At 70.2% G+C, this 12,733-nt stretch carries 10 protein-coding genes and 1 pseudogene; 2 read left to right on the top strand and 9 right to left on the bottom strand.

The window, feature by feature from the left end; all coding sequences use genetic code 11:
* Nucleotides 1-40: 40 nt before the first annotated feature.
* The 8 genes from recA to L1066_RS03875 all read right to left on the bottom strand — a co-directional run bounded on the left by recA (nt 41) and on the right by L1066_RS03875 (nt 6,924).
* Complete coding sequence (gene recA, locus L1066_RS03905) at nt 41-1,084, bottom strand: recombinase RecA (RefSeq protein WP_235735067.1); 1,044 nt, start codon at nt 1,082-1,084, stop codon at nt 41-43.
* A 134-nt stretch (nt 1,085-1,218) separates the two neighbouring features.
* Nucleotides 1,219-1,476, bottom strand: coding sequence for a DUF3046 domain-containing protein (locus tag L1066_RS03900; protein WP_235735066.1), 258 nt, complete (start codon nt 1,474-1,476; stop codon nt 1,219-1,221).
* Nucleotides 1,473-1,985: a DinB family protein gene (locus tag L1066_RS03895; RefSeq protein WP_235735065.1), complete on the bottom strand. Its 513-nt coding sequence runs from the start codon at nt 1,983-1,985 to the stop codon at nt 1,473-1,475. The genes L1066_RS03900 and L1066_RS03895 overlap by 4 nt, the downstream gene beginning before the upstream one ends.
* A 33-nt stretch (nt 1,986-2,018) precedes the next feature.
* Nucleotides 2,019-2,468: an AMP-binding enzyme gene (locus tag L1066_RS26395; protein WP_376707636.1), complete on the bottom strand. Its 450-nt coding sequence runs from the start codon at nt 2,466-2,468 to the stop codon at nt 2,019-2,021.
* Nucleotides 2,468-3,637: an AMP-binding protein gene (locus L1066_RS03890; RefSeq protein WP_376707635.1), complete on the bottom strand. Its 1,170-nt coding sequence runs from the start codon at nt 3,635-3,637 to the stop codon at nt 2,468-2,470. The genes L1066_RS26395 and L1066_RS03890 overlap by 1 nt, the downstream gene beginning before the upstream one ends.
* Before the next feature lie 65 nt (nt 3,638-3,702).
* A complete protein-coding gene (locus L1066_RS03885; protein ID WP_235735064.1) occupies nt 3,703-5,217 on the bottom strand; it encodes an amidohydrolase in 1,515 nt (504 codons plus the stop codon).
* A 76-nt stretch (nt 5,218-5,293) separates the two neighbouring features.
* Nucleotides 5,294-6,751: a phytoene desaturase family protein gene (locus tag L1066_RS03880; protein WP_235735063.1), complete on the bottom strand. Its 1,458-nt coding sequence runs from the start codon at nt 6,749-6,751 to the stop codon at nt 5,294-5,296.
* Nucleotides 6,748-6,924 carry a DUF3556 domain-containing protein gene (locus tag L1066_RS03875; RefSeq protein WP_312006978.1) on the bottom strand — a complete coding sequence of 59 codons (177 nt, stop codon included), beginning with the start codon at nt 6,922-6,924 and terminating at the stop codon, nt 6,748-6,750. The genes L1066_RS03880 and L1066_RS03875 overlap by 4 nt, the downstream gene beginning before the upstream one ends.
* A gap of 119 nt (nt 6,925-7,043) precedes the next feature.
* Here L1066_RS03875 and L1066_RS29090 point away from each other — a divergent pair.
* Both L1066_RS29090 and L1066_RS03865 read left to right on the top strand, forming a co-directional pair.
* Nucleotides 7,044-11,581 (top strand): annotated as a pseudogene (locus L1066_RS29090) (ATP-dependent helicase).
* On the top strand, nt 11,574-12,365 hold the full coding sequence (locus tag L1066_RS03865; protein ID WP_235735062.1) for an Fpg/Nei family DNA glycosylase: 792 nt from the start codon (nt 11,574-11,576) through the stop codon (nt 12,363-12,365). The pseudogene L1066_RS29090 and the gene L1066_RS03865 overlap by 8 nt, the downstream one beginning before the upstream one ends.
* A gap of 25 nt (nt 12,366-12,390) precedes the next feature.
* Here the strand turns inward: L1066_RS03865 and L1066_RS03860 are convergent, their stop codons facing one another.
* Entirely contained in the window at nt 12,391-12,696 is a 306-nt protein-coding gene (locus tag L1066_RS03860) for a helix-turn-helix domain-containing protein (protein ID WP_235735061.1), read from the bottom strand.
* Between the last annotated feature and the right edge of the window lie 37 nt (nt 12,697-12,733).

Below are 12,733 nucleotides of genomic sequence, written 5' to 3'. Positions count from 1 at the left end.
TCTGAGTCGGACCGACTCCCGCGCCGGGATCCGGTCATGATCAGAAGTCGACGTTGACCGGCTCAGCGAGATCGGCAGGCGCATCGACAGTCGGGGTGACCCCGAGCTTCTCGAGGATCCGCTTCTCCAGTTCGTTGGCCAGGTCGGGGTTGTCACGCAGGAAGTTGCGCGCGTTCTCCTTGCCCTGCCCGAGCTGGTCGCCCTCGTAGGTGTACCAGGCGCCGGCCTTGCGGACGAGACCCGCCTCTACGCCCACGTCGATCAGACCGCCCTCGCGGCTGATGCCCTTGCCATACATGATGTCGAACTCTGCCTGCTTGAACGGCGGCGCGACCTTGTTCTTGACGACCTTGACCCGGGTCCGGTTGCCGACCATGTCGGTGCCGTCCTTCAGGGTCTCGATGCGGCGCACGTCGAGACGCACCGAGGAGTAGAACTTCAGCGCCCGACCACCGGTGGTGGTCTCGGGCGAGCCGAACATGACACCGATCTTCTCGCGCAGCTGGTTGATGAAGATCGCGGTGGTGCCGGAATTGTTGAGGGCACCGGTCATCTTGCGAAGCGCCTGGCTCATGAGTCGGGCCTGCAGACCGACGTGGGAGTCACCCATCTCACCCTCGATCTCGGCACGCGGCACGAGGGCCGCGACGGAGTCGATGACGAGCAGGTCGAGAGCGCCCGAGCGCACCAGCATGTCGGCGATCTCGAGGGCCTGCTCACCGGAGTCGGGCTGGGAGACCAGCAGGGCGTCGGTGTCGACGCCGAGGTTCTTGGCGTATTCGGGATCGAGCGCGTGCTCGGCATCGATGAAGGCGACGATGCCGCCGGCCTTCTGCGCGCTGGCAACGGCATGCAGGGCGACGGTGGTCTTACCAGAGGACTCCGGACCGTAGATCTCCACGACGCGACCGCGGGGAAGGCCACCGAGGCCCAACGCGACGTCGAGAGCGATGGATCCCGTCGGGATCACCTCGAGGGGAGCCCGGGTCTCGTCGCCCAGGCGCATGATCGAACCCTTGCCGAACTGCTTCTCGATGTTGGCGAGCGCTGCGTCGAGCGCCTTGTCGCGGTTTCCACCAGCCATGGTGTCGTTCCTCTTCTTCTCTCGTCGTGGTCCAGGCACATCTGCGACGTTAGGCGAACCCACCGACACTCCCTGATCAGGAGGCCGAGAGCTGTGGAGAACGTCCACCACCCGTCATGCCTGTGGACAACAGCCTAGGCGAACACCTGTTCGACGCAACACTTCGTCACGGCGTGTCGGTGCACGACTCGACCGAGCTCACCGCCACGTGTCGGACAGTCCCAGGTGGCGGCGTACGGCGGCCCACACCGCCTTGGGGCTCTCCCCGCGTCGAGCGCCTCGCGCACCGTGCACGAGCCCAGCTCGGTGATCGACTGGCTGTCGGCCCAGGCGCGCGCGTAGTCGTCGCCGAGCACCTGGTCCATCCGGTCCCAGAACTCCGTGTGCCTCACCCGCGCACGTCCCACAGGTGGTGCACCACGTCGTGCAGGTGGTAGCGCGCGATCGTCTCGACCGTGAACACGCTGCCGTTGCTGCGCAGGCCCGTCCGCGGCAGCTGGTCGGGCGTCACCGACGCGTAGAGGCCCGCGCAGTCGCCGGAGCCCTCGATGAGAGCGAGCTCCACCTCCACGGGATCGGCGTGGGCGTAGTCGGCCTCGATCGCAGTCGCGTCCTGGTCCCAGTTGGCGAACGTCGGCGCTTCCTCGGCAAGCATCGACCGCACCCGCTCGGCGAAGATCCCGTGCACGTCACGTACGTGGGCGGCGTACTCCAGCGGCGACCAGACCTCCGCCTCCGGCCGCACCCGTACGTCGTCGCGCGCCAGCGCTGTCGACCAGCGGTCGGCGGTGGTCCGGAGGAGTTCGGGGATCTCGGGCACCGACACCGCGGGACCGTCGAATCCGCAGTCGGGGCAGGAGCCCTCGATCACCCACGTCCAGTCCTTGGTGTCCGGTGTCATGGTGCCATTCAACCAACCGACACCGAGGGCGCATCAGGCCAGCCCCAGCGCCTTGGCCGACTCCTCACGCATCTGGACCTTGCGGATCTTGCCCGTGACCGTCATCGGGAACTCCTCGACGACCATCACGTAACGCGGGATCTTGAAGTGGGCGAGCCGACCCGTCGCGAAGGCCCGCACCGCGTCCGCGTCCAACGGCTCCGCGCCCGAACGCAGCTTCACCCAGGCGCACAACTCTTCGCCGTAGCGCTCGTCCGGGACGCCGACCACCTGCACGTCCTCGACGTCGGGATGCGTGTAGAGGAACTCCTCGATCTCCCGCGGATAGATGTTCTCGCCACCGCGGATCACCATGTCCTTGATCCGACCGACGATGGTGCAGTAGCCGTCGTCACGCATCTGTGCGAGGTCACCGGTGTGCATCCAGCCTTCCGCGTCGATTGCCTCAGCGGTCCTCTCCTCGTCCCTCCAGTAGCCGAGCATCACCGAGTAGCCCTTGGTGCAGTACTCCCCGGGCTCCCCCGCGGCACGGTGGCGCCCGTGACCGGGTCGACCACCTTCACCTCGACGTGCGGATGCGCCCTGCCGATGCTCGCCGTACGACGCTCGAGGTCGTCGTCATCACGCGTCTGGCACGACACCGGCGACGTCTCCGTCATCCCGTAGGCGATCGACACCTCCGCCATGTGCATCTCCTCGATGCACCGCTTCATCACCTCCACCGGGCAGACGGAACCGGCCATGATTCCCGTGCGCAGGCTGCTCAGGTCGTGCTCGGCGAACGTCGGGTGGTTCTGCATCGCGATGAACATCGTCGGCACGCCGTAGACCGCCGTGCACCGCTCCGCAGCGATCGTGCGCAGGGTGACCTCGGGGTCGAAGGCAGGCGCCGGGACGACCATCGTGGCGCCGTGCGAGGTGCAACCGAGGTTGGCCATCACCATGCCGAAGCAGTGGTAGAAGGGCACCGGCACGCAGAGTCGGTCGACCTCGGAGAAGTTGATCAGCTCGGTGGTGAAGAACCCGTTGTTGAGGATGTTGCGGTGGCTCAGCGTCGCGCCCTTGGGGCGCCCCGTCGTGCCGGAGGTGTACTGGATGTTGATCGGGTCCTCGGGCAGCAAACCGGCCGAACGCACCCGCAGCTCTGCCTCGGGCACGGCCTCACCCTCGGCCACCAACGCCTGCCAAGACGCCTCCTCGTCGAGGAACACCACCCGCTCGATCGTCGGGCACTCCCCTGCGGTCTCCGCGATCATGGCGGCGTAGTCGGAGTCCTTGAAGCGGGTCGCGCTCACCAGCAGGCTCACCCCCGACTGGTTGGCGGCGTACGCGAACTCGTGGGTGCGGTAGGCCGGATTGACGTTGACCAGGACCGCGCCGATCTTTGCCGCGGCATACTGCGTCAACGTCCACCGGGCGCAGTTGGGCGCCCAGATGCCCACCCGGTCACCGACAGCCACACCGGCGCACATGAGGCCCCGTGCCAGGGCGTTGACGTCGTCGTCGAACTCGCGCCACGTCCAGCGCCTGCCGCTGGCCACCTCGACCAGCGCCTCCCCGTCGGGGTGTGCTGCCACCGTCCGCTCGAGGTTCGCCCCGATGGTCTCCTCCAGCAGTGCTGGAGACGTCTCACCTGCCGCGTAGGACTCCATGGCCCGACGTTACCCACGTCACACCCGGAACAACAGGTGTGACAGCACCCTCGTAGCCCGATCGTTCAGACGACGCGTGTCCCCGCCACCCACGTGCCCACGGCCCGCATCGACCTCAGGTGGGCGGCCGCGGCGGCCGTGTCCTCCGGTTCCCCCGGCACGGCAAGCGGATCGTCGTCCAACAGCACGAGGTCGGCAGGGTGGCCGATCTCGACCGTGCTCCATCCGTCGGTCGATGCTGCCAGCGCCTCACGGACGGTCAGCGCCTGCTCGCCTCCCCACGGCGGGCGTACGTCGGCACTGCGGTGAACTGCGGCAGCCATGGCCGTCCACGGGTCGAGTGGGGCGACCGGGGCGTCGGAACCGAACCGCAGGTCGACACCGGCCGACAGCATGCGTCGGAACGGGAAGCAGTCGCCGCCCCGACCCGGCCAGACGGACTCGGAGAGGTCCCGGTCATCGAGCAGGTGTGCGGGTTGCACCGATGCGCGGATGCCGAGGCGCGCCATGCGCTGCACGTCCTCGGCGCGGATCAGCTGGGCATGCTCGAGGGAGCCACGGGCCCGAGTCACCTCGAAGGCCTCCAGGCTCACCGCAGCCGCCCGGTCGCCGATTGCGTGCACGGCGACCTCGAGGCCCGCGTCGGTGGCGCGGCGCAACAGGTCGCGCAACTCCCCTGCCTCCAGGTTGGCGGCGCCGTGGTGAGGCTGTCGGGCATCGTCCGCATAGGGCTCGGACTCCGCGTAGGGCTCGCAGCACCAGGCCGTGTGGGTGTTGAGTGAACCGTCGCCGATGATCTTCAACGGGCCCATCGTCACCAGGCCCCGCGTGCCGGGCACGGCGTCACCGGATCGCAGCCCGGTGGCGAGCACGTCGTCGAGGCCGATCGCATAGGTGGCACAACGCACCCGCAGCAACCCGCCTCCGCCGGCGTGGCGGACCGCCCAGTCATGCGGACTCGTGGCGAACTCGAAGTCGACCAGCCCCACGACTCCCAGCCGCGCCGCCTCGAGCTGCACCACCCGGTAGTCGTGGTCGGACACCGCTCCGGTGATCCGCTCCAACAAGGGATAGGCCTCGAACCACTCCGTCTCCCGCACCGGCTCGTCGCGCCACTCCAGGTCGAGCAGTCGCTGGGCGGCACTGTTGACCCACGCCTGGTGCACGTCGCCGGAGACCAGGACGGTCGGCGTACGGCCCGTGACCGCGTCCAACTCCCGAGTCGTGACGGCTCGCCATGCGCCCGCCGCGTGCCCCCAGCTCACCACCGGGCTCTCGGGTGCTCCCCGCAGCCTTGCCCCGACCAGCGCCAACAACTCCTCCGGGGAGCCGACCGACGTGGCGTCGAGTCGACGCAGCACCGCAGCCCACTGGCCGAGGTGCACGTGGGAGTCCCACAGGCCCGGCATCAGCCACCGCCCGTCGGCCTCCACCACGTCGGCGCCGGCTGTCGCAAGGTCCCGGGCCAGGGCGACCACGCGACCGGACTCGAGGCGTACGTCGACCGGATCGATCTCCGCGGAGCCGTCGAGGTCGACCAACCGCGCCCTGCGGATCACGGTGCTGGTGGGTGCGGTCATGGCGCCACCGTAATGGCTGCCCTCCGAGCAGCGAACCTCGCTCTGCCACCCACCGCGCCGCCGAGGCCCGGGAGTGCTAGCCGCCGGCGTGCCGAAGGGCGGCCTCGGCCGCGTGGAAGCCGCCCATCCCGTGCACACCGGCACCGGGCGGTGTCGCAGCAGAGCAGAGGTAGGCGCGAACGGCGTCGTCCCGGGACGAGCCCCGCAGGGCGCCCAGGGCATAGGGATTGCCGGCGATGCGCGGCCGGAAGAGGATCTGACGAGCATGGTTGGCGCCGGTCGCAATGTCTCCTCCGACGTAGTTCTCATTGTGGTCGGCGAGGCCGACCGCATTGCGCGCCGAGATCGCCACCACCTGGTCCCTGAAGCCCGGGGCGAAGCGCTCGATCTGCGCCAGGACTGCCTCCGTCGCATCGCCGGAGTAGGCGTGAGGCACGTGTGCGTAGGCATAGATCGGGTTGATCCCGCCGGCAGACCGAGAGGGGTCGGCGAGGTACTGCTGTCCGAGCAGCACGAAGGGACGCTCCGGCAGCTCACCGCGCACCACTCGCGCTTCGGTCGCGACCATCTCATCGGCGCCCCCACCGAGGTGAACGGTGCCGGCGCGACCGCAGTCCGGATTGCGCCAGGGGATGTCGCCGTCGAGGGCGATGTCGACCTTGAAGGCCGCCGGACCGAAGCGGTACCGGGTGAGTCCCCGGCGTACACCGGCCCGCAGACGCCCACCCAGGATCTCCACTGCGCCGGACGGCGAGGTGTCGAGCATCAAGATGTCGGGCATGCCGTCGGCCTGCTCGGCGACATCTGCCAGCGTGGTCACTCGAGTGCCCGTGCGCACGGTGCCGCCGTGCGAGGCCAGTTCGGCGAGAAGGGCGCGTGTGATCGCGGCCGAGCCACCCTCGGCCACCGGCCAACCGACGGCATGCGCTGCCGCCGTGAGCAACATGCCCACCGATCCGCTGAACGGGGTGTCGAGCCGGCTGAAGGCGTGCGCCGCAACTCCCGTGAGCAGCGCGCGCGCCGGCTCGTCGGAGAAGCGTCGCGCCAACCAGGTCGCCGGTTGTGCGGCGCTCAGCCCGAACCGGCCCAGGGTGACCGGATGGCGCGGCACGTGCACGACCGGTTGGAAGACCTCCCGAGCCAGGTCGTCGAAGTTGCGCACCGGGGCATCGAACATTCGGTGCCAGCGCCGAGCGTCAACGCCCAGCGAGGAGTCGGTGAAGGAAGCATCCCGGGCGGCGAGGCCGGCACGCCCGTCATCGAGCGGGTGTGCGAGGTCGATCTCGGGCCACGACCACCGCAGACCGTGGCGCTCCAGGCCGAGCGAGCGGAAGTAGGGCGAAGCGACGCCGGTCGGATGGAATGCTGCACAGTCGTCATGCAGTACGCCCGGAAGCGTCAGCTCGCTGGTCCTGGTCCCACCGCCGAGCTCGGACTGCGCCTCGAGCACGAGCACCTCCACGCCGGCAGAGGCCAGCCTGATGGCGGCGGACAGCCCGTTGGGACCGCTCCCCACCACGACTGCGCTCGTCATGAGACCGCGTCCCTTCCGGTGGTCAAGGTGGCCTGCCGGCGGAATCCGTCGGCGGTCCAGTTCACCTGCAACGGTATCGGTCCGTTGGGCAACCACGGCTGCTCCCGAACGCAGTCGCGCACGTCCCAGCTGCCTCGCTCCACGACACCGGCGCTGCCGTCGGTCGACCTCACCTCCACTCGCCGGATGGTGCGCCGCACTCTGCGCGGCCTGCGACCGCCTCGGGCCGGTGGTGCTGGATTCCGACGACTGATCCACGTCGGTTGTCGGGGCCATCGGCAAGGATGGGCACGTGAGTGATCCGTTGAGCCAGTTCAGCCCCGCGACACGCGCGTGGTTCGGCGCGTCCTTCGCGGCACCCACCGCCGCCCAGACCGGCGCCTGGTCGGCGATCGCGGCCGGCCAGCACGCCCTCGTGGTGGCCCCCACCGGATCCGGCAAGACGCTCTCTGCCTTCCTCTGGTCGATCGACCGGCTCACCACCACCGCGCCGCCCGACGAGAGGAGCCAACGCTGTCGGGTCCTCTACGTCTCCCCGCTCAAGGCCCTGGCCGTCGACGTCGAGCGCAACCTGCGGGCGCCGCTGGCCGGCATCATGCATGCTGCGCGCCGCCTCGGTGAGGACCACCACGACCTCCGGGTGGGAGTCCGCTCCGGAGACACCTCGCCGGCCGAACGCCGCAAGCTCGGCACCCAACCGCCCGACATCTTGATCACCACGCCCGAGTCACTCTTCCTGATGCTCACCTCGCAGGCTCGCGAGAGCCTGCGAGGGGTGGAGACGGTGATCCTCGACGAGGTCCACGCCGTTGCCGGCACCAAGCGTGGCGCCCACCTCGCACTCTCCCTGGCCCGTCTCGACGCCCTCCTGCCTCGGCCGGCACAACGCATCGGACTCTCGGCCACGGTCCGACCACTCGACGAGGTTGCCCGCTTCCTCGGCGGCGACCAGCCAGTCACCCTCGTCGCGCCCCCGGCGGAGAAGCGTTGGGACCTGCGGGTCGTCGTACCCGTCGAAGACATGACAGCACTCGGCGACCTGGTCGACGAGATCCCGGAGGGGCCCACCGCCGGCGCCAATCGCGCCTCCATCTGGCCACACGTCGAGGAGCGGGTGGCCGACCTCGTGCAGCAGCATCGCTCGACGATCGTCTTCGCCAACTCGCGCAGGCTGGCCGAACGCCTCACTGCCCGTCTCAACGAGATCGCGGCCGAACGGGCCGGCGTGACGTTGCCCGACGGTGTGCCCGCCCAGGTGATGGCTCAGTCCGGCGCCGGTCACGCTCCCGCCGATGGCGGCTCCCTGTGATTGCCCGCGCCCATCACGGCTCGGTGAGCAAGGAGCAGCGCGCGCTCATCGAGGACGAGCTCAAGTCGGGACGGTTGCCCTGCGTGGTCGCCACCAGCAGCCTCGAGCTCGGCATCGACATGGGTGCCGTCGACCTCGTGGTGCAGATCGAGTCGCCACCCAGCGTGGCGAGCGCGCTGCAACGCGTCGGCCGCGCCGGTCACCAGGTCGGCGAGGTGTCACGAGGTGTGCTCTTTCCCAAGCACCGCAGCGACCTGGCTCCCACGGCAGTGGCGGTCGAGCGCATGCGCACCGGCTCCATCGAGTCGATGCGCATCCCCACCAACCCACTCGACGTGCTGGCCCAGCAGGTCGTCGCGGCCACCGCGGTCGACACCTGGCACGTCGACGAGCTCTTCGCACTCGTACGCCGCACCGCCTCCTTCGCGACGCTGCCGCGCTCTGCCTTCGAGGCCACTCTCGACCTGTTGAGCGGCCGTTATCCCAGCGACGAGTTCGCCGAGCTGCGCCCACGCATCGTGTGGGACCGCGTCGCCGGCGAGATCACCGGGCGGCCCGGCGCACAGCGGCTGGCCGTCACCAGCGGCGGCACCATTCCCGACCGCGGGCTCTTCGGGGTCTTCCTCGTCGGCGAGGGAGGCGGCCGTCGGGTCGGCGAGCTCGACGAGGAGATGGTCTACGAGTCGCGGGTCGGCGACGTCTTCGCGCTGGGTGCCACCAGCTGGCGCATCGAGGACATCACCCACGACAAGGTGATGGTGACGCCCGCCCCTGGCGTGCCCGGCCGGCTGCCCTTCTGGAAGGGCGACACCCTCGGGCGCCCAGCGGAGCTCGGGGCCGCGATCGGGGCGCTGATGCGTGATCTCGACGCACAGACCCGGGAAGGGGCCACCGAGCGGCTGCTCGGAGCAGGGCTCGATGACTGGGCAGCGGGCAACCTGCTCGACCACCTTGCCGAGCAGCGCGACGCTGGTGGGGCCCTGCCCACCGACCGCACCATCGTGGTCGAGCGGTTCCACGACGAGCTCGGCGACTGGCGCATCGTCGTGCACTCCCCTTCGGGACGCCGGTCCACGCTCCCTGGGCCCTGGCGATCAACGCCCGGCTGCGTGAGCGCTACGGCGTCGAGGCGTCGGCAGTGGCCTCCGACGACGGCATCGTGCTCCGAGTCCCCGACTCCGATGCGGAGCCGCCCGGCGCGGAGGTGGTGCTCTTCGAGGTCGACGAGATCGAGAACATCGTCACCACCGAGGTCGGCGGCTCCGCGCTCTTCGCCAGTCGGTTCCGCGAGTGTGCCGCCCGGGCGCTGCTGCTGCCCCGCCGCGACCCCGGTCGTCGCTCTCCGCTGTGGCAACAACGCCAGCGTTCGGCTCAGCTCCTCGAGGTGGCCGTCCGCTATCCGTCCTTCCCGATCGTGCTCGAGGCGGTCCGGGAGGTCCTGCAGGATGTCTACGACCTGCCGGGGCTCCTTGAGCTGCTGCGTCGCCTCGACCGTCGTGAGGTGCGCATCGTCGAGGTGTCACCCGAGATGCCCTCACCCTTCGCCCGCAACCTCCTCTTCGGCTACGTCGCCCAGTTCGTCTACGAGGGTGACTCCCCCATCGCGGAACGCCGGGCGGCCGCGCTCAGCCTCGACCAAGGTCTGCTGGCCGAGCTCCTGGGGCGCGCTGAGCTTCGCGAGCTGCTCGACCCCGACGTCCTGACCGAGGTGGAGTCCGAGCTGCAGCGTCTCGCTCCCGATCGACGGGCCCGCTCCGCCGAGGGCGTGGCCGACCTCCTCCGCCTGCTCGGTCCTCTCACCGAAGCAGAGATCGCGGCCCGCAGCACCGACGACCCCACGGCGTGGCTCGCCGAGTTGCGCGTCTCCCGCCGGGCCGTCGACGTGCTCGTCGGCGGCGTCGTCCACGTCGCTGCCGTCGAAGACATCGGTCGACTTCGTGACGCGCTCGGCGTGCCCGTCCCACCCGGAGTGCCCCAGGCCTTCCTCGATCCGGTCGCTGATCCGCTCGGCGACCTGGTCAGCCGCCATGCCCGCACGCACGGCCCCTTCCGGGTCGACGAGGTGGCCACCCGCTTCGGCCTCGGTACGGCGGTCGTCCGGCACGCGCTCAGCCTGCTGGCCGCCCGTGGTCGGGTACTCGAGGAGAGTTCCGCCCGGCGGGCACGGGCGAGGAGTGGTGTGACGCCGACGTACTCCGCCGGCTGCGACGCCGATCGCTGGCCAAGCTGCGTCACGAGATCGAGCCCGTTGACCACGACGTGCTGGCAAGGTTCCTGCCCACCTGGCAGCAGCTGGTCGGCACCGGGCGCACCGCTCGAGGCGGTCTGCGCGGCGTTGACGGCGTGCTCGCCGCGGTGGAGCAGCTGGCCGGCTGCCCGGTGCCGGCGTCGGCGCTGGAACCCTTGATGCTCGCTGCGCGTGTGCGCGACTACGAGCCGGCGATGCTCGACGAGCTCACCGCGTCCGGTGAGGTGATCTGGGCAGGTCACGGGGAGTTGCCCGGCAGCGACGGTTGGGTCTCGTTGCACCTCGCCGACCAGGCCCATCTCACCCTCCCCGAGCCCGACGACGAGGAGCTGCCCGAGCTCGGGCACCGGCTGCTGACGGTGTTGTCGGGCGGCGGCGGGTTCTTCTTCCGGCAACTCTTCGACCAGGTCACCGCGCTGGGTGAGCCGTGCACCGACGCCGCTCTCGCCGACGCCCTGTGGCAGTTGGTGTGGAGTGGTCACGTCGGCAACGACACGCTCGCTCCGTTGCGCGCCCTGACCAGCAGCGGTGCTCCCAGCCATCGGTCCCGGCGCCGACCGCCGCGGGCACGGATCGGTGGCCGCCTGGCGGTGCCACCACGCGTTGGCCCGCCGGGAACCGCCGGTCGCTGGGGGTTGCTCCCTGAGCGGGAGACCGACCCCACCCGCCGTACCCACGCCCGTGCCGAGGCATTGCTGGAGCGACATGGGGTCGTCACCCGAGGTGCCGTGGCCAGCGAGCGTCTTCCGGGTGGCTTTGCCGCGATCTACAAGGTGCTCTCGGCCTGGGAGGAGTCCGGCCGCTGCCGGCGAGGCTACTTCGTCGCGGGTCTCGGCGCCGCGCAGTTCGGCACCAGTGGCGCGGTCGACCGGTTGCGCAGCCACCTGGAGGCTGGCGACTCGCCGACGACGCTGACACTTGCTGCCACCGACCCTGCCAGTCCCTACGGCGCGGCGCTCCCTGGCCGGCTGCGGAAAGGGGCCACCGACCGGGACGAAAGGCGGGCGCACTGGTGGTGCTCGTCGACGGTCGACTGGTGCTCTATGTCGAACGCGGTGGTCGTACCCTGCTCACCTACGACGACTCCGTCGAGATCCTGACCCTTGCGTGCCGCTCGCTGGCAGACGCCGTACGACGCGGTGCGCTCGGCAAGCTCACCGTCGAGAAGGCTGACGGATCGCAGCTGCTTGGCCGTAGTGATGACCCGCTGCGTGAGGCGCTGACGGCCGCGGGATTCGTGGCGACCTCGAAGGGACTGCGGATCCGTGCCTGAGGGCGACACCGTGCATCGCACCGCACGCCGGCTGGGTGCGGCGCTGCGGGGCCGGGCACTGACCGGGACCGACTTCCGGGTGCCGGCCCTGGCCACCACGGACCTGACCGGTGAGGTGGTGGTGGAGTCCCTGGCGCGAGGCAAGCACCTGCTGCTCCGGATCGGTGCGCAGTGGACCTTGCACACCCACTTGAAGATGGAGGGATCGTGGCACCTGCTGCGCCCGGGCGGTCGCTGGAGACGACCGGCCCACGAGGCGCGCGTCGTGCTGAGCACTACCGAGTGGCAGGCTGTCGGGTTCGCCCTGGGCGTGGTCGAGCTGCTGGCTCGCAACGACGAGGAGACGGTCGTGGGTCATCTCGGCCCCGACCTGCTCGGCAACGACTGGGACCTCGACATCGCACTGGGCCGGCTGGCCGCGGTCCCAGACCGACCCGTCGGCCAGGCCCTCCTCGACCAGCGCAACCTCGCCGGCATCGGCAACATGTATCTGTCGGAGGTGCTCTTCCTCTCCGGCGTGGATCCCCGCACGCCGACCGCGAGCGTTCCCCGGCTGGCCGATGTGGTGGAGCTGGCCCGCAAGGTGCTGCGAGCCAACGTCGAGCGCGACGTGCAGACCACCACCGGTTCGCTGGCCAGGGGGCGTCGGACCTGGGTCTACGGCCGCGCGGGCCGAGCGTGCCTGAGGTGCGGAAGTCGGGTGGAGCAGGCAATGCTGGGCCCCGAGGGGCGGGAGCGGGCGACGTACTGGTGCCCGTCGTGCCAGCCGCCCTGGGGCAACTGAGGCCGGTCGCCCTCGGGAGACAGGGTCAGGCGGCGGAGGCGACCACGTCGGCACCGGTACGCACCGGCAGCGTCGTGGCGGGCACCGTGAGGAGCTGCTCCTCGATGGCAGCGGCCTGGCTCACGTTGTGCAGCAGCAGCGACAACGGCATCTCGAGCGCGCCGCACAGGGAGGCGAGCAGCTCGGAGGAGGCTTCCTTCTGGCCACGCTCAATCTCGGAGATGTAGCCCAGACTCACCCGGGCGTCTGCGGAGACCTCACGCAGGGTCAACCCACGCTCCATGCGCTGCGCGCGCAGCGCCTCTCCGAGCAGTCGTCGGAAGAGCGTCATGGGCCGGTCCTTTCTTTCCACCGTCAGGTGATGTCAC

The sequence above is a fragment of the Nocardioides alcanivorans genome (assembly GCF_021555175.1).
Taxonomy (GTDB): domain Bacteria; phylum Actinomycetota; class Actinomycetes; order Propionibacteriales; family Nocardioidaceae; genus Nocardioides; species Nocardioides alcanivorans.
The sequence above is the reverse complement of the archived record's forward strand: the minus strand, read 5'-3'. Positions and strand labels throughout refer to the sequence as shown.

Excerpts from the sequence above, each read along its gene's own strand:
- recA (WP_235735067.1), bottom strand. The coding sequence starts at position 1,084 with ATGGCTGGTGGAAACCGCGACAAGGCGCTCGACGCAGCGCTCGCCAAC.
- L1066_RS03895 (WP_235735065.1), bottom strand. The coding sequence starts at position 1,985 with ATGACACCGGACACCAAGGACTGGACGTGGGTGATCGAGGGCTCCTGC.
- L1066_RS26395 (WP_376707636.1), bottom strand. The coding sequence starts at position 2,468 with ATGCTCGGCTACTGGAGGGACGAGGAGAGGACCGCTGAGGCAATCGAC.
- L1066_RS03860 (WP_235735061.1), bottom strand. The coding sequence starts at position 12,696 with ATGACGCTCTTCCGACGACTGCTCGGAGAGGCGCTGCGCGCGCAGCGC.
- L1066_RS03885 (WP_235735064.1), bottom strand. The coding sequence starts at position 5,217 with ATGACCGCACCCACCAGCACCGTGATCCGCAGGGCGCGGTTGGTCGAC.
- L1066_RS03890 (WP_376707635.1), bottom strand. The coding sequence starts at position 3,637 with ATGGAGTCCTACGCGGCAGGTGAGACGTCTCCAGCACTGCTGGAGGAG.
- L1066_RS03880 (WP_235735063.1), bottom strand. The coding sequence starts at position 6,751 with ATGACGAGCGCAGTCGTGGTGGGGAGCGGTCCCAACGGGCTGTCCGCC.